Raw genomic sequence first — 16167 nt, forward strand, 5'->3', positions numbered from 1 at the left:
AGCGCTGGTAGAGATTGGCGGCGAGCATCACCGCCTTGTAGCCGGCGATGTTGGCCTGCGACGAGAGCACGTCCATGTTCTGCGCGCGCGTGGTGCGCGGTGCGGCCTCAAGCGCGAACGCATTGATGCCCGCAGTAGCCATGCGCGCGTTGTTCTCCGTGTCGAACGGATTGAGCATGCCAGCGAGCACCGTGCCTGGCTTCATCTGGGCCAGTTCTTCGGACGACGGCGCGCGAACCTTGAGCACGACACCACAGCCGAAGGCCACCGCACCATCCACCACCTCGGCGCCGGCGGCCAGATACGCCTCGTCCGTCACGGAGGCAGCCCGTCCGGCGCCAGCTTGCACGCGCACTGTGTGTCCTTGGGCCGTGAGCTTTTTGACTGTCTCTGGCGTCACGGCGACGCGAGTCTCGCCGATCGCTGTTTCGGCTGGAACTCCTATTTGCATTTTTGTATGCCTCTCTTCGCTCATGTCCGGCGTGGAGTGCCGGGTATCGACTCGAACTTGTACGTCACGGTTACGGGGCTCGAGACTTCGTCACGTGAGCACACTTCCTTGCCGTGCATAGCCGCTCATCGGATCCTGTGCACGCTCCAACGCGCAATAGGCGTAATAAGTCGCAACGATGAAGTACGCCCAGGTAAGCAGTGCCATGAAAAAGAAGTTGAACAGCACGTTATGTTCATCTCCGGGGATCTTGTAAAAGTCATAAACACATGCAATGACCTGCGAAGTAACCAGGGCCACGGTCGTGGTCATCGCATGAAATTTTTCTCCGACGCCCAGCAGCCTCTTGACAAAATAGGCGACATAGATCGAAAAGCAGGTCCACGTCACCACGTAGAAGTAGGGCAAGGCCGGAGCGATGGAACCGACAGTTTCCAGGACGGCCGCTCCCCCGAAGGCGAGCGCGAACAGCGCGACATCCTGGCGAACCGATGGCTTGTAGCCGTGCGTCACAGTCATAAAACCCAAGACGCCGATGACCGGCACGCCAAAAGCCCTGGTAAACGCATCGAAAAAATGCGCGACATGGTACAAAGGCGGCCATTCAATCAAGAGATACACCGCCAGGTTCGTAGCCGAAAGCGAAATGATCAACCATTCTGCCGCGAGAAGATAATTGCGCTTCTTCAAGAACTTCGTTCCATAGGTCGCCCCGCTCACTGCCAATACGAAACTGGCAAAGCAGATCAAATGGTTTCTGACAAGGTCCATGATTATTTCCTCACTGACGATTGCAATTGATTCATCATTTCTTCTCCGGATCAAGGCTCGCAAGATAATTGGCAATAGCCTTGCGGTCTTCCGGTGATGTGGCAGCAGCGATGCTTTTCATCGTGCCGGTGGCCTCGCTCCGCGTGCCGGCGGCAAACGCGTCGAGCTGTTTCAGGATGTAGTCATACCCTTGGCCAGCGAGGCGCGGGAATTGGTCATGGCCCATCAGTCGCGCGCCGTGACACGCCGCGCAACTTCCTCCCGTCACCAATTGCTCCCCTTTCGCCCGCAATTTCGGATCCGGCTCGAAGAAGCGATTCTCGGCAACTGCCTGCCTCGCGTAGTAGTCAGACAGGAGCGTGATCTGGACATCGCTCAAGGTCATCGCCAGCGGGCCCATGGTCGGATTGGCCCGCTGTCCGTTGGCAAAATTGTGGAGCTGGACCGCCACGTATGGAGCCGGCTGCCCCGCCAGGCTCGGAAAGCCTTGATTGAGCGAATTGCCTTTGACTCCGTGGCAATTGAGGCACACATCGGTCAGGCGTGGCCAGGTGCCTCCGTCGGCCTGGTAGGCCTCCGCCGACGTCGTGACAAAGTGCTGAAGGCGATAGAGGTCGAGCAGACTCGGGCCGAACACGACAAGCAGCACGACAACAACGACGGAAATGGCGAGCAATATGAGTTTCTTCATCTCCGCGCTCCTATGCCTGACGCAGCGCATTGAGCGCCTGGAGAGCGCCATGATGGCCCGAGCGTACGGCGCCATCCATGTAGCCGGCCCAAATATCCGCGGTTTCGGTACCCGACCAGATCAGATTGCCGCACGGTGGGCGTAGCGCATCGCCGTGGGCACTCCAGAAGCCGGGAGGGATGGCGGAGATGCATGTTATCGTCCAGGAATCGGCCTGGCCCCAGTCGCGATCGTGATACGACACGGGGGACAATGCTTCGCGGCCCCACGCTTGCGCATAGAGTTCCGCCTGCAAGCGCTTGGCCGCCTGCAAGTCCGAGGGAACCATTGCATTCGAGACGAAGGCGTTGATGACACCGATTTCTCCACCCGGAGGAGAGTTGTCGTAGGCCCAGAGGATCGGCCCCTTGATTTGAAAGATGTGGCCGTTCAGTCCTTTGTCGCGCCAGAACGGGCGGGAATAGACCATGGCCGTCTTGCGCGCCGGGGAATGGGCAGGCCAGGCGCGCTGCAGAGCGGTACGTTTATCCGGCAGCGGGGGATCGTATTGCACCTGATTACACAACGCCGGATGGATGGCCATGATGACTTTTCGGGCGCGTACCTCTCCGTGATCGGTATGCAACGTGACGACCTCGCGATCCCAATTGGAAATTTGGCGGACCGGAGTCGACAGGCGTACCTTGTCGCCCAGCTGCTGCGCGATCTTGGTGCTGAGGATTTGCGAGCCGCCGACAAACCGGGTTTCCTGGGCGCTGTGCTTGATGCCGTCGAGCTGAGAGTAGTCACGATTGGCTGAATTGATCATCGAAAGGAAATGCAGAAGCCCCATCTTCGCTGGCGTTGCGCCGCCGGAAAGGAGGATCCCTGCGTCCCATCCCACTTGATCTCCCGCTTCGATGTTCTGTTTGGCGAGCCAATCGCCGACCGAGAGCTTGTCAAGCTCGCCGACACTCGGAGATTTCCAGGGCGCTCCCGAAGGCACCTCGCGCGACAGCTTGCTGAGCTTTTCGCCGATGGCTTCTTCGGTGCCGAAGGTACCCTTCAGATCGACCTCCGCTCGGCCATCGCCGCCAAGAATGATCGTCTTTCCTTCGTAGTAACTTGGGAAGGTACCGACATCCAGTTCGCGCGCGAGATCCGCGATGGCGGTCTGACCGGGTCCGATCCACTGCCCCCCGACTTCGGTGATGTGCCCCCCGCCAACATCGTAATTGAGCGTCCGCCCCCCTACACGGTCTCGCGCTTCCAGGACAAGATAGGACTTGCAGCCGGCCCGACACAGGTCCCGAGCAGCGGTCAAGCCGGCCAGCCCGGCACCTACGATGACCACGTCGAGGACATCGCCTGAGTTGCCCGCAGTCTTGGCGGCCTCAGCATTTGCCTGCCCAACGCTGATCGCAAAACCGCCCAAGGCAGCTGACGCGCCAGCGTATTTGAGCAATTGCCTGCGCTGCATATTGGCTGAAGTGCCAGAGGAAGACTTCTGTGCCATGGTGTCCGTCACTCTTATGAAAGTAGCTACTCGTCATCAGTCCATCGAGGCCGCGCACGACGGACGCTTGCTCGGTGCACGACCGCTATTGATTTGACGTCCGCCGATGCATCCGACAGGAGATGACGGGTGGTCGCCAGGTATTCCGCGTCGAGCCGGGTATTCGGCTAGATCGCAGCCGTCAACTCCGGCACCAGCGTGAACAGGTCACCGACGAGACCGTAATCGGCCACGCCGAAGATCGGCGCCTCTTCGTCCTTGTTGATCGCGACGATCACTTTCGAGCCCTTCATCCCGGCGAGGTGCTGGATCGCGCCCGAAATGCCAATCGCGATGTACAGCTGCGGCGCGACGATCTTGCCGGTCTGGCCAACCTGATAGTCGTTCGGCGCGAAGCCGGCGTCGACTGCCGCTCGCGATGCACCGAGGGCAGCTTGCAGCTTGTCGGCCAGTGGCTCCAGCACCTTCGCGTAGTTCTCGGCGCTTCCAAGGCCGCGACCGCCCGACACAATGATCTTCGCGCTCGTCAGCTCCGGACGATTAAGCTTCGTCACTTCGCGGCTCACGAATTGCGACACGCCGGCGTCCGCTGCGGCTTCGATCTTTTCGATCGATGCGCTACCGCATTCGGCTGCGACTGCGTCGAAACCTGTCGCACGCACCGTGAGCACCTTGATCGAATCCGACGATTGCACCGTCGCGATCGCGTTGCCAGCGTAGATCGGGCGTTCGAACGTGTCGGCACTGTCCACGGCTGTGATGTCGCTGATCTGCGCGACGTCGAGCTTCGCGGCGATACGCGGCGCGATGTTTTTCCCGTACGCGGTCGCCGGTACAAGGATGTGCGAATAGCCCTTGGCGATGTTCAGCACGGTCGCTTCGACATTTTCCGCGAGGCCATCGGCCAGTTGTGCCGCGTCGGCCACCAACACCTTCGCGACGCCGGCGATCTTCGCCGCTGCGTTTGCCGCATTGCTCACGTTGTGGCCCGCGACCATCACATGGATCTCCGTGTGCGTTAACGTAGCGACGACAGCCGCGGCCGCCACGGTATTCAGCGTTGCTGCCTTGATCGACTCGGCGTCGTGTTCGGCAATTACCAAAATCGTCATTTCTTTCCGCTCCCCTCTTACAGCACCTTCGCTTCGGACTTCAGCTTCTCGACCAGCGTCTTCACGTCCGGCACCTTCACGCCGGCCGCGCGCTTTGGCGGCTCCGTCACCTTCAGCGTCTTCAGACGCGGCGTCACATCCACGCCGAGGTCTTCCGGCTTGATCGTCTCGAGCGCCTTCTTCTTCGCCTTCATGATGTTGGGAAGCGTCACGTAGCGCGGCTCATTCAGGCGCAGGTCGGTCGTCACCACCGCCGGCAGCTTCAGCGACAGCGTCTGCGCACCGCCGTCCACCTCACGCGCGACCGTCGCTCGGCCGTCCGCGATCGTCACCTTCGACGCGAACGTCGCTTGCGGCAGGCCTGCGAGCGCGGCGAGCATCTGACCGGTTTGATTGGAGTCGTCGTCGATCGCCTGCTTGCCGAGGATTACGAGCTGAGGCTGCTCCTTAGCGACCAGCGCCTTCAGGATCTTCGCGACCGCGAGCGGCTCGACGCCGTCGTTCGACTCGACGTGGATCGCACGATCCGCGCCGATCGCCAGCGCGGTGCGCAGCGTTTCCTGACAGGCGCTCGCGCCACACGATACAACGACCACTTCCGTCGCCACGCCCGCCTCCTTCAAGCGCACCGCCTCTTCGACGGCGATTTCGTCGAACGGATTGATGCTCATCTTGACGTTCGCGAGATCGACGCCCGATCCATCCGCCTTGACGCGAACTTTCACGTTCGCATCCACGACACGCTTTACCGCTACCAGCACTTTCATTGTTTCTCCAGATTTACATCACCGTGTGCTCGATTCCATTGGGCCGCGGTCGCTTCTCGAACAAATACGACTCACGGACACCCGCCCGACGATCTGATCAGGGCCCTCGAGCACATCGCATCCCGAGTCTCGCGACCACCGTCGGCGGCAACGCTTACTCCTTCGTCCACCCGTTCTGATAGAGCTTGCCTGCCAGCACGCCCAGACGCGACGTGAGCACGTAGTTCTCGCCGTCTTCGATCAACGAGGAGCGAATGTCGCGGAAGATCTTCTCGATCGGGAATTCGCGCGTGGTGCCGTTGCCTCCGAACAGCTGGAATGCCTCGTGCGCGATCTTCATCGCCTCTTCCGTCACGCTGACCTTGCCCATCGACGTCACGTACGGGTGACTCTGCGGCGACAGGCGCGAGTACGCCAGCGTACGGCGGGCGATCGCTCGCGCCGTCTCCAGACGGCGCAGCATTTCACCCAGGCGCAAATGCGTCATTTGGTGGTCGATCAACAGCGCACCGCCCTGCTTGCGATCGTGGCAATACGCAAGCGCCAATTCGAACGCAGAACGGGCCGCTCCAACGAAGGTCTGAGCCATGTGCGTCCCGGCGTACGACCATGCCGAAGTGAGGTTGCCGAGATATTCGTCCTTCAGCGCAATGGCGAAGCGCTTCGGCACCTTGACGTTGTCGAAATAGATCTCGCCCTGTGGCATCGAGCGCTGGCCGATCTTGTCCAGCGGCTTGCCCCGCGAGATCCCTGGCAAATCCAGCGGCAGGATCATCGCGATGCCATTGGTGAACGCGCCTCGCTCCCCTGTGCCGTAGAAGCCATCGCCGTAATCCGCTGCCATGTAAGCGAGCCCGACCTGCGCCACCGGCCCGTTCGACACCCACGACGAGTACTGCCCGTTGATGACAATTTCGTCGGCGCCAACCTTTGCCGTGATGTTCCCGGTCGGCTGCTTTCCGCTCGCGCTGAGCTCTTCGCGGTTCAGGATCGCGCCATCCGAGCCACGGTCCGGCTGCGTGTTCATCCAGCACCCGATCTTGCCCGCGCACATGTCGATCAGCTCCTGATTGCCGACCGATTGGGCCACCACCATCGGCATCGTTGATGCGCCAATACCGATGGAGAAGCCCGCGTCGCCCCAACCAAATTCTTCGCCAATGATCGATTCGATGCGGATGGCAACCTCCGGCGGAAACTGGGCAATCAGTTGTGGATCGAGCCCGAGCTTCGCGCTCTCGCTAATGGCAGTCCAGTATGGCGAGCCAGGGGCAATCACCTCCTCCGGCGTCATGCGGTCGAGCTCCCGGCCGATCGGCCGCAACACATCGCGCGCGAAGCGGTGAACGGTGCTCTGGATCGCACTTTCCTCTTCGGTCAACGGCGTCTCAAAACCACTCATTCCGACCAACGGCAACTCGACGGACTTGCGCAGACGAATCATTTCGATGCTCCTCCTCTCCTGGACGCATACCGACCGGCCTACTGGGTATCCGGCCGTTTCGGTTAAAGACTTTAAAAAATGAGCTGAAGGGGCTGCTAACCAGCATCGCATTCACCCGACCTACAATAAACGTATTAATGACCTAATAATAGCGTCGACTTGACCTATAATCAAGGCGCTTGGAGTCAGGGAAAACACCAACTGGCGCGACGATATTTCCGGCAATGCGCGGCAGGATTCGGCCCTGCACCGGCGGTTTCCCTCACCTCATCTGAACTCGATAGCGAGCCGACGCTGACGTCAATCACGACCTCATTGCAGGACCAAGCCGAATATGGGAGGACACGATGACGTTTCATCGAAGCGACCTATAACTGCGGCAGGTCGATGTAAGCTTTTTGGGAGAGCCCACGTGCAACAGAAGGCAGTAGAGCGAAGAACCTTGGACGATCTTGTGGGGGCAAGGCCCGATAGCGGCCCGGTTGCGCGGCGAAACCGGGAACTGCGCCTTACGCAGATTATTTCTGGTCGACGCTGACGCCGAGCGTGCCCCCCTGCACGATGTAATTGACGGTCGCAATGTATCTCTCGTCGAGCCCCCGCATATAAGCGTGCTTGCGGCGGCCCGTGCCGAGCTGCATTGGCAATCCGTCGGCCATCGCGATGAGTAGCGCGGCGACGTGCATGCTGTCGGCCGTCCCGAATTTCGGATTGACGGCACGGATCAGCTTTGCGAGTTCGTGCGTCAGTGTGCTGTACCACTCGTCGCACAGTTTGGCGCACTCGGGATCGGTCGACGCGAACGAAAAGAAGTGCCGCCACAACGCCGTGTATGTGGCATCGTTCGCGTCACGAAGCGACCGCTGCACGATCGCGTCATGCACTTCTTGGGGCGGCACACAGCTGGCGAGCATGCGCTTCACTTCATCCAGATACGCGTTGATTTCTGGTTCCATCACCGCCCGCAATACTGCCAGCCTGGTCGGAAAGTAGTACTGGAGATTGCTGACGCTGATTCCGGCGCGAAGCGCCACCGCGCGCAGCGAGAATTCCAGCGGGCCGCTTTCAAGCAGGAGTTTTCTTGCAACCCGAACGATCGCATTGCGAGTACGTAAGCCTTGGGCTCGCAATCCGTCGGGGGCCGCCCCTGCGGCGGCTTCGCCCGATGTGCGCCGCCCCCTGATGCCGCGCTGGTCGGTAGGCACTTTCGTGGTTTCCATCATGATTCAGGTATTCAAACCTCTCCGAAGCGAAGTCATTGCAACAGCGTTTCGCCGGACGCGTCATCGTAAATGGCAGTCAATGCGCTTGCCGCTATACGCGTCGGGCAGCGGCATCGCGCACCTTACTGTTCACCCGGTCGTCGAGCATGTTCGTTACGCCTAATGCCCCATTGACGACGCACCATCGCAGCGGTTCAGGCAGCGTCGACGGCGTGTCGTGGCGCAGCGCCGCAAGCAGCGGATCCTCGGTACCACGAATTCGTTCGGCAATCATATGCCCCACCAGTGACTGCCCGCCGACGCCATGCCCGGAACACCCGGCGGCATAGTAGATATTCTGATGCGCTCCAGTTGCGCCGACGACCGGCAGCGCGTCGCCGGCGAAGCTGATATAGCCGCTCCAGCATGCTCGGAGGGCGATATCTTTCAAGGTCGGAAAACGGTCGTGCAGGGCCATCCTCAGCTCACCATACTGGTCGTAGTCGGGCACATTCGGTGTCTTCGAACCGTATGGGTAGTGGATTCGCTTGGTCGTCACCACGAGCGTGTTGTTTGCCGTCAAGCGATGGCTTTCCATGGTGAAGTGCGCGGTCACGATGCCTTCGCGTCGCGGCCAACCCAAAGCCGCCAGCTGCGCCGCTGACAGGGGTTCGGTCTCGATCGCGGAGATCCGCAACGGCATGACCTTGTCTGCGAGCAGGCCAAGCTGCGGCGTATAGGCGTTGGTGGCGAGCACCATGACCGGAGCACTCGCGCTGCCTCGCGGCGTTTGCACCTTGATGATCGGGCCTTCGGTGTAAGACACCAGGGGCGTCTTCTCGTAGATCTTCACGCCCGCCCGAATGGCCCTGCGCCGCAGTCCCATCACGTACTTGCCAGGATTGAGCGTGCCGCCGCGCGGCACGTAGTTGCCGAACAGAAAGGCCGGCGGGATCCCGCGCGCGCGCATTTGGGCCTGATCCAGGAACTCCGATTGGCAGCCCAGCTCCGCGGCAATCCGCATACCCTCGCGCACGTTCTCTTCCTGAGAGGGATGAATTCCCGCGCGGATCAATCCCGACTGGTTGTAGTCGCAGTCGATCTCGTATTCTTTGAGCTTCCTTTCGACGAAGTTGACGGCCTCTTCGTAGAAGCTGACGATCTTCCTCGCCTTCTCGTTACCTACGTTCTTGAGGAAAAGGTCGTATTCGAGCCCCAGGGCGCCGGCAAGATAGCCCGCGTTGCGCCCGCTCGCACCAAAACCGGCAAACTCACGCTCGAGGACGACCACTTTCGCTCCGCGCGCGGCGAGTCCCAGCGCAGCGGAAAGGCCGGCGAAGCCTGCACCAACGATGATCACATCCGCGTGGACATCGCCCTCGAGCTGAGGTTGCGGGTCATCCGGCTTTTCCACCCATCCGCCGAGCGCTCGATACTTCTCCAGGTCAGCGGTGATTTTAGCCTCCTTCACCGATTCGGCACGCGCCCCGCCCGCGGCTGCCATTGCCGGCACGACGGCCGCTGCGACCGCCGCGCCCTTGACGAAAGTGCGCCGGGTCATTCCGGAATGACCCGCCCCCCCGCCCTGTTTTGCTTCCGATCCCTTGACCATACCTACCTCGATCATTGCTTGCTCAAAATGTGGATGGCAAGCGCAGCCTCTTCGACGCCCTGCAATCCCCCGCCGTTTTCCTGAATCGCATGGCTGGCGCCCGGCACCTGCCGCGCGCCAGCTTCCCCGCGCAGCTGCGTGACCAGTTCGTAAAGCTGACCGATGCCCGTCGCACCGAGCGGATGGCCCTTGGATTCGAGGCCGCCGGACGTGTTGATGGGGATGCGCCCGCCGAGCGTGAATTCGCCGCGCTCGGCAGCAGGGCCGCCCTGGCCCAACGGCACCAGTCCGAGGTTTTCGGCCTGGATGATTTCACCCATCGCCGACGCATCGTGCACCTCGGCGACATCCATGTCCTCGGGGCCCAGGCTCGCCTGCTCGTATGCCTGCAGCGCTGCGAGGCGGCCGATGTTCTTTTCCGGCTCGTCGATACGCCGATGCGTAAAGCTGCGGATCACGCTGGCCGCAATCCTGATGCAACGGCTGCGGTCGGCCCCGATGCGCCGCAGGCCCTCTTCGGTGCAGAGGATCGCCGCGGCCGCGCCGTCCGTTACCGGCGCGCACATCGGCAGCGTGATCGGATAGGTGATCGGCGGCGCGGCAAGCACCTCGTCGATCGTGAACGGTTTGCGGAACTGCGAATGCGAGTTGTGTACCGAATGCAGATGGTTCTTCGACGATACTGCGGCGATCTGGCGCTGCGTGGTGCCGTAGGTCTTCATGTGATGCCGGCACAGGGCCGCATAGATCGCCATGAAACGGCTGTAGGGCCGATCGGATTCCGATCCGGGAGGCGGCACGATGCCTTCGCCCAGCTTCGCCAGCGTCGCGAAGTTCTCGTCGACGCGGGACACGTCCCACCCCGTCTCGAACAACGCGAGCGACCTCGCCTTGTCTGCGACGTTCATCTTTTCCGCCCCGAGCGCCAGCGCGACGTCGCAGGCGCCCGCCGCGAGACGCTGTACGGCCAAATGAACCGCGGTGCTGCCGGAGGCGCAGGCATTCTCGACGTTGAACACCGGAATGCCTTCGATCCCGATCTTGCTGAACACGACCTGCCCCGGGATCGACAACTGGCCCTGCAGCGCGCCATTGGTGATGCCGGAGTAGAACGCCGCGCCGATGGCGTCGGCGCGGCAGCCTGCGTCCTGCAACGCGCCGTGCAGCGCCTCGCCTGCGAGATCCTCAACGCTACGCTCGATGTGCCGACCGAACACGGTCATGGCGATACCAGCGATGTAAATGTTGCTCATGGTGTGCCTTTCGTAAAGGGCAAGCTCAGATCTTGCGTTGCTGATCGTGCCAGTACCGCTCGCGCAGGTCTTTCTTCAACACCTTGCCGACCGTGCTCCGCGGCAGCGCGGCGACGAAGTCGACGCTCTTCGGTGCCTTGACCGAGCCGAGCTTCTCCTTGCACAGCGCGACGAGCTCCTCGGCACTCACGCTATGGCCTGCATTGAGCTCCACGACCGCCTTCACCGCCTCGCCCCACTTCTCGTCCGGCACGCCGATCACCGCGCAGTCCTGCACCGCCGGATGCGCCCAGATCACCTGCTCGACTTCGCTCGGGTACACGTTGAAGCCGCCGCTGATGATCATGTCCTTCTTGCGGTCCGTGATGTGCAGGTAGCCGTCGGCATCGATATGACCGATGTCGCCGGTGTGCAGCCAGCCGTCGACGATGGTCTCAGCGGTCTTGTCCGGCGCCTTGTAGTAGCCCTTCATCACGAGGTCGCCGCGCACGCAGATTTCGCCGGTCTCGCCTTGCGGCAGCATCTCGCCCTGGTCGTTCATGATCTCGACGCGAATGAGCGGGTTCGGACGGCCGACCGATGACAGCCGTTCGTCCGACGCAACCTCGCCCTCGACGAAATGCTCGGCCGGCGTCAGATAGGCAATCGATGCCGCGGCTTCGGTCTGGCCGTAGCCGCCGGACATCACCGGACCAAATACCCCGATCGCGCGCTTGAGTTTCTCCACCGACATCGGCGCGGCGCCATAAAGGAAGTATTTGAGCGACGAGAAATCCTGCTTCTCGATACCGGGGATATCGAGCAGGCGGTAGATGACCGTCGGCGGCAGGAAGAACTCGGTGACCCGGTGCTTGGCGATCGCGCCAAGCAGCAGCGCAGGATCGGGCTTCGTGAGCACGACGACCGTGCCGCCACGTGCGGTGCACGGCAGCGACAGCATCCCCGCGGTATGCGTCATCGGCGCCGCGGCGAGATTCACGGGGCGTTCCGCTACATAGGGGAACGCCATCATGTATTGCGCGAAGTAGGTCTGAAACACGCGGTGCGTGTTCATCACGCCCTTCGGCGCACCCGTCGTGCCTCCCGTCGCCGAAAGCGTCACGACGTCATCCATGTCGTAATCGACGAGCGGCATGGTCGTCGGCTGGCCCGCGCTCCACGTCGCCAGCGACGGCGCCCACGCCAGGTCGGCATCGATGCACACCCAGAGCTTGACCTTCGGCAAGCTGGCGCGCACGGCTTCGATGGCCGGCGCGAACGCCTGCTGGAAAAACAGCACTTCGCAGTCGAAAAAATCGAGGACGAACTGGTTCTCCGCGGGCGTGCTGCGCCCATTGGTGGGTATATACGCCAGCCCCGCACGCCATAGCCCCAGCGCGCAGATCCAGGCCGTGACGTCGTTATCCGCCCAGACTGCCGCTTTCGCTTCCTTTGCGAATCCGGCTGCAATCAGCCCGTTCGCGATGCGGCAGGAAAGCTCCCCGACCTCCTGGAACGAGTAGTTGCGATCGTTCTGGATATAGGCGATGCCGTGAGGGTTGATGCGCCACCCGCGGTCGAAAAAATCAATGATTGCCATTTCACGTATTCCTGAATCCGTACCTGTCCGATAGCTGCGATTACAGCTGGGACACCGTCGCGCGCGCAAGACCACGCTGCTCGAGGAACCCCAGTAGGTAGCGATGACCGAACGCCTTCGAGCCGGACGCGAAGCCAACCTTGGCGGTCTCGCCATCGAGCAGCTTGATGACGCCGGCTGTCTGGACAGCTCCAGTTGAGATGTATGGCGTGACGCCGTACATGGTCGCGCGCACCGACGCAAGCTGGCCGCGCCCGATCGCAACGTCGACGGTGCGCTGCATCGTCGTCCGCTCGCGCGGGGGCATCGTGGGCGAGGTCGAATCGACAAGCTGCTTCACAATTGCGTCCTGTTGCGCACTTGGCAGGTCCTTGTACTCGGCTTCCCATTTCTGCCCGAACGCATGCACCGTCCGCATCGCGTTGGTGTCGTAGAAGCCCACGCACGAGACGCAGCTGCGCACGCGCGCATCGTGCTCGAAGTAGACGGGCAGCGACGTACCGCCCCACGGCAAGCAAAACACCGGTTGCATCAAGTCGGGCGTCGCAACGGTGAACGATGCATCCGCAGAATGCCGCTCCAGTTTCTTATCCCACAGGTAGCAGGCTTCCTGGCGATAGCCCTCGAAAATCGTCGCTGCCGAGCCCACGGTTATCCCAGCGTTGCCACGCGGGCTGCGCGTCAATGTCGCCGTTTCCAGCACATCGATGCCGGGCGTCTCGAGCGCCAGCTCGGCGGCGATTTCCGCAAACGTGTACATGTAGGCATTCGACGGAGACACCAGCAGCCCGGCTTGTCGATACAGTTCGCCAAACTGCTCGCGCACGTTGCGGAGGTGGTGTTGCTCGCCAGCGGGGTCGAGGTAATGGCACCCTGCCTTGAGCGCCGCTTCGACGGCCACGAGCCCGAAATTGAAGAACGGTCCGACGGTGTTACAGACCACCTTCGCACCACGGAACGCGTTGGTAAGCGCGTCGACGTTGTGTTCCGCTTCGATGATCTCGTAGTTCGCCGATTCGAGGCGCACGACGCGCTGCGCCATCATTTCCTTCGTCCGGCCTGCATTGCGGGCCACGGCCGTGAATGGAATGTTCTGGTCGATCAGCCAGTCCATGATCAACATGCCGGTGTAGCCGCTTGCGCCATAGATGACGACGGGGTGCTTTGCCATGATTGTCTCCTGATACGTGGTGGTTAAAAGTTGAATCGCTCAAACTTGGGTGGTTAAACGTCGAATGGCTCGAATCAGTTGGCGGTGGCGGCGTGCCCGGGTGAGATTCGAGCCAGGTAGTGGGCTACCGCGCCGATGTCGTCCTGCGACAACGTGGTGGCAACGCCATTCATCGCGCCGGTCAGGTCATGGCGTTCGCCCGACTTGAACGCGGCAAGCTGATTCGCGAGATAAGCCTCCCCTTGCCCCGCGAGACGTGGCGCCTGATCCTTGCCCATCAGTGTCGCACCGTGGCACGCCTGGCAGCTCCGGGCCTGGACCAAGGACATTCCCTGTTTGTCGAGTTCCGCATCAGCCGGAACATCTTCGCTTTTTGTCGCCGTCTGCTTCGCGAAATAGGCCGCCAGCGCCTTGATCTGCCCGTCGTCGAGGTCCCTGGCGAGCGGTCCCATGTACGGGTTGTGGCGCTGGTCGCTGGCGAATGCACGCAGCTGAGCCGCGATATACCTTTCGGGCTGGCCGGACAACGCCGGATACCCTGAATTGAGGGACTGGCCGCGCGGACCGTGACAGAAAAAGCAGGTCTCCACCGGCTGCGGCCAGGAGCCGGCGTCGGCCTTGTTCGTTTCGTCGATGTGATTCATTGCCTTCTCGAAACGGAGAGCGTCCAGGTAATCGCGTCCGTAGAACGCGCCCGCTCCTACCGTTGCGGCAACCGCAATGACAGCCCCGATAATCATTGCTCGCTTCATTCAGGCCTCCGCGCTGCGATGCGCCATTGCGCCCAGTGCCTGCAAGGCTGCCCGGTGACCGGAACGCACGGCACCATCCATCGCGCCAGCCCAGATGTCGGCAGTTTCGGTTCCCGACCAGATCAACCGGCCCACCGCGGGATGGAGGAATTCGCCCCATTTCGTCCAGAAACCAGGTGGTATCGGATGAATGCACTGCAGTGTCCACTGATCGACCCTGCCCCAGTCCAGGTCGTGGAACTGCGTCGGACGCTGTGCCTTGTCTCCGAGTGCCCGGGCATAGATAGCTGACAGCGTCCGCTCGGCGGCCTTAGAGTCGCTGGGCAGCGCACCGGGCGCGACGAACGCGCTCAGCACGCCGACCGAACCGTCCTGCGGCGAGTTGTCGTAGGCAAAGAGGACAGGGCCCTCGACCTGATAGATCTGACCGCAATACCCGTCATCTCGCCAGAATGGCCGCTCATAAACGTGAACTGTCTTGCGCATCGGCGCAGTCGTGGGCCAATGGCGCTGTAACTGCGCTCGTCCGTCCGGCAGCGGCGGTTCGAAAACGATCTGGTTGCACAGGGCAGGATTCAGCGCGAGGATCGCGCGGCGCGCACGCACAACGCCGCGATCAGTATGAAGCTCGACGACGTCACGATCCCAGCCGGAGATCTTGCGCACCGGGCAAGACAAGTTAACCTTGTTGCCGAGCTCGCTCGCCATCTTGTTACTGAGAATCTGCGAGCCCCCGACGAAGCGCGTTTCCTGTGCGCCGCCCTTGAACGACTCGAGCTGATCGAAACTGCAGCCAGCGCTGTTGAGCAGCGAGAGGTAGTGCAACAATCCAAGCTGCGCCGGCGCCCCACCGAGCGTCAGTTTCGCGGCCAGCCCGAGGAAGTGTTCCTCCTCATAGTTCAAACCTTGCTGCACCAACCAATCGCCGTATGTCAGCTTGTCGAGTTCCGCCGCGTTCTGCGCTTTCCACGGTGCCTCAGAAGGTACACCTCTCGCCAATTCGCCAAGCTTGGCACCGATCGATTCGTCGCCGCCGCCTTTACCATGGAAATCCTGCGCCACTCTGGCGTCGCCCGCCAGAATGACGGTCTTGCCGTCGTAGTAGGACGGGAAGCTCTCGACCTGCAGCTCGCGCGCCAGGTCCGCAATAGCCGTCTGGCCGGGGCCGATCCACTGGCCTCCGGCTTCCGAAATGACACCGTGCCCCAGATCGTGGTTGTACGTGCGTCCGCCTACGCGGTTGCGCGCCTCAAGGACAACGAATGATTCACAACCGGCGCGATTCAAGTCGCGCGCGGCTGTCATTCCTGCCAAGCCGGCGCCGATGATCGCGACGTCCAGCACGTCGCGATCCGCGGATTTCGCTACGCCGCCCGCTGCCAGCGACACCTCGCCAGCCGCGAGCGACACGGCGCCCACCGCCGCAAGACGGAGAAGTTGGCGCCGCGTCTCCGCATCTGGTTTGCGTTTCCGATCCATCTCAGGTACCCCATCAACTTTCATCGAGGCTTTCCATCTCTCGATTATTATCAGTACAACTTATTACTGAAAGCATGAATCAAGAACATGCTCATGGCGTCGAAAGCACACCGTCCTGCGAAAACAGAATCGGCTTTCCTCTTGCATCAATCACGGTTGCGGTCAGTGCCGCCCGATCCGGACGTTGAGAGACCTCTAACGGCGCGCCGCCGGCGCGCTGCGTCAAGACCAGTCCGTCGAGCCCGACCGCGACCAGTCCTTTCCCGGTTGCGACGAGATTGGTGATCGAGTTCTTCGTTTCCGCCTTCAGCGGCGACCACGTCGTCCCCCCATCGCTGCTTTGAAACAGGCTGCCGAGCAGGCCCCCCACAACGATCCGGCCGTCGGG

The 16167-nt window shown here is 61.7% G+C and carries 14 protein-coding genes and 1 pseudogene; all 15 read right to left on the reverse strand.

Going from position 1 to position 16167, the window contains the following annotated elements; genetic code table 11:
- The coding region (locus PTE30175_RS27545; protein WP_476703896.1) for a Rossmann-fold NAD(P)-binding domain-containing protein at positions 1-451 on the reverse strand (451 nt) is incomplete at its 3' end.
- A 90-nt stretch (positions 452-541) separates the two neighbouring features.
- Positions 542-1222 (reverse strand): hypothetical protein, encoded by a 681-nt coding sequence (locus PTE30175_RS27550; RefSeq protein WP_150700259.1) that lies wholly within the window; start codon positions 1220-1222, stop codon positions 542-544.
- A 34-nt stretch (positions 1223-1256) separates the two neighbouring features.
- On the reverse strand, positions 1257-1913 hold the full coding sequence (locus PTE30175_RS27555) for a c-type cytochrome (protein WP_150700260.1): 657 nt from the start codon (positions 1911-1913) through the stop codon (positions 1257-1259).
- A 10-nt stretch (positions 1914-1923) separates the two neighbouring features.
- Positions 1924-3408, reverse strand: a complete 1485-nt coding sequence (locus tag PTE30175_RS27560; protein ID WP_150700261.1) for a flavin monoamine oxidase family protein — start codon at positions 3406-3408, stop codon at positions 1924-1926.
- 167 nt (positions 3409-3575) lie between these two features.
- Complete coding sequence (locus tag PTE30175_RS27565) at positions 3576-4520, reverse strand: electron transfer flavoprotein subunit alpha/FixB family protein (protein ID WP_150700262.1); 945 nt, start codon at positions 4518-4520, stop codon at positions 3576-3578.
- A gap of 17 nt (positions 4521-4537) precedes the next feature.
- Complete coding sequence (locus tag PTE30175_RS27570) at positions 4538-5287, reverse strand: electron transfer flavoprotein subunit beta/FixA family protein (RefSeq protein WP_150700263.1); 750 nt, start codon at positions 5285-5287, stop codon at positions 4538-4540.
- A 154-nt stretch (positions 5288-5441) separates the two neighbouring features.
- A complete protein-coding gene (locus PTE30175_RS27575) occupies positions 5442-6731 on the reverse strand; it encodes an acyl-CoA dehydrogenase family protein (protein WP_150700264.1) in 1290 nt (429 codons plus the stop codon).
- Positions 6732-7249: 518 nt separating this feature from the next.
- Positions 7250-7954 (reverse strand): TetR/AcrR family transcriptional regulator, encoded by a 705-nt coding sequence (locus PTE30175_RS27580; protein WP_150700265.1) that lies wholly within the window; start codon positions 7952-7954, stop codon positions 7250-7252.
- 91 nt (positions 7955-8045) lie between these two features.
- Positions 8046-9494 (reverse strand): NAD(P)/FAD-dependent oxidoreductase, encoded by a 1449-nt coding sequence (locus tag PTE30175_RS27585; RefSeq protein ID WP_150700270.1) that lies wholly within the window; start codon positions 9492-9494, stop codon positions 8046-8048.
- A 62-nt stretch (positions 9495-9556) separates the two neighbouring features.
- Positions 9557-10798, reverse strand: a complete 1242-nt coding sequence (locus tag PTE30175_RS27590; RefSeq protein ID WP_150700266.1) for a thiolase family protein — start codon at positions 10796-10798, stop codon at positions 9557-9559.
- 25 nt (positions 10799-10823) lie between these two features.
- Positions 10824-12377, reverse strand: a complete 1554-nt coding sequence (locus tag PTE30175_RS27595) for a class I adenylate-forming enzyme family protein (protein WP_150700267.1) — start codon at positions 12375-12377, stop codon at positions 10824-10826.
- Between the two features lie 40 nt (positions 12378-12417).
- Positions 12418-13548: a saccharopine dehydrogenase family protein gene (locus tag PTE30175_RS27600; RefSeq protein WP_150700268.1), complete on the reverse strand. Its 1131-nt coding sequence runs from the start codon at positions 13546-13548 to the stop codon at positions 12418-12420.
- A 74-nt stretch (positions 13549-13622) separates the two neighbouring features.
- Positions 13623-14300 carry a c-type cytochrome gene (locus PTE30175_RS27605; protein WP_150700269.1) on the reverse strand — a complete coding sequence of 226 codons (678 nt, stop codon included), beginning with the start codon at positions 14298-14300 and terminating at the stop codon, positions 13623-13625.
- Positions 14301-15779 carry a flavin monoamine oxidase family protein gene (locus tag PTE30175_RS27610; RefSeq protein ID WP_150700271.1) on the reverse strand — a complete coding sequence of 493 codons (1479 nt, stop codon included), beginning with the start codon at positions 15777-15779 and terminating at the stop codon, positions 14301-14303.
- 91 nt (positions 15780-15870) lie between these two features.
- Positions 15871-16167, reverse strand: a pseudogene (locus PTE30175_RS27615) (glycosyl hydrolase); the annotation flags it as partial.

Source organism: Pandoraea terrae, from assembly GCF_902459695.1.
GTDB lineage: Bacteria > Pseudomonadota > Gammaproteobacteria > Burkholderiales > Burkholderiaceae > Pandoraea > Pandoraea terrae.

What these genes read in the sequence shown, in the direction of transcription:
- PTE30175_RS27550 (WP_150700259.1), bottom strand. Translation starts at nt 1,222, where the DNA reads ATGGACCTTGTCAGAAACCATTTGATCTGCTTTGCCAGTTTCGTATTG.
- PTE30175_RS27555 (WP_150700260.1), bottom strand. Translation starts at nt 1,913, where the DNA reads ATGAAGAAACTCATATTGCTCGCCATTTCCGTCGTTGTTGTCGTGCTG.
- PTE30175_RS27560 (WP_150700261.1), bottom strand. Translation starts at nt 3,408, where the DNA reads ATGGCACAGAAGTCTTCCTCTGGCACTTCAGCCAATATGCAGCGCAGG.
- PTE30175_RS27565 (WP_150700262.1), bottom strand. Translation starts at nt 4,520, where the DNA reads ATGACGATTTTGGTAATTGCCGAACACGACGCCGAGTCGATCAAGGCA.
- PTE30175_RS27570 (WP_150700263.1), bottom strand. Translation starts at nt 5,287, where the DNA reads ATGAAAGTGCTGGTAGCGGTAAAGCGTGTCGTGGATGCGAACGTGAAA.
- PTE30175_RS27575 (WP_150700264.1), bottom strand. Translation starts at nt 6,731, where the DNA reads ATGATTCGTCTGCGCAAGTCCGTCGAGTTGCCGTTGGTCGGAATGAGT.
- PTE30175_RS27580 (WP_150700265.1), bottom strand. Translation starts at nt 7,954, where the DNA reads ATGATGGAAACCACGAAAGTGCCTACCGACCAGCGCGGCATCAGGGGG.
- PTE30175_RS27585 (WP_150700270.1), bottom strand. Translation starts at nt 9,494, where the DNA reads ATGACCCGGCGCACTTTCGTCAAGGGCGCGGCGGTCGCAGCGGCCGTC.
- PTE30175_RS27590 (WP_150700266.1), bottom strand. Translation starts at nt 10,798, where the DNA reads ATGAGCAACATTTACATCGCTGGTATCGCCATGACCGTGTTCGGTCGG.
- PTE30175_RS27595 (WP_150700267.1), bottom strand. Translation starts at nt 12,377, where the DNA reads ATGGCAATCATTGATTTTTTCGACCGCGGGTGGCGCATCAACCCTCAC.
- PTE30175_RS27600 (WP_150700268.1), bottom strand. Translation starts at nt 13,548, where the DNA reads ATGGCAAAGCACCCCGTCGTCATCTATGGCGCAAGCGGCTACACCGGC.
- PTE30175_RS27605 (WP_150700269.1), bottom strand. Translation starts at nt 14,300, where the DNA reads ATGAAGCGAGCAATGATTATCGGGGCTGTCATTGCGGTTGCCGCAACG.
- PTE30175_RS27610 (WP_150700271.1), bottom strand. Translation starts at nt 15,779, where the DNA reads ATGGATCGGAAACGCAAACCAGATGCGGAGACGCGGCGCCAACTTCTC.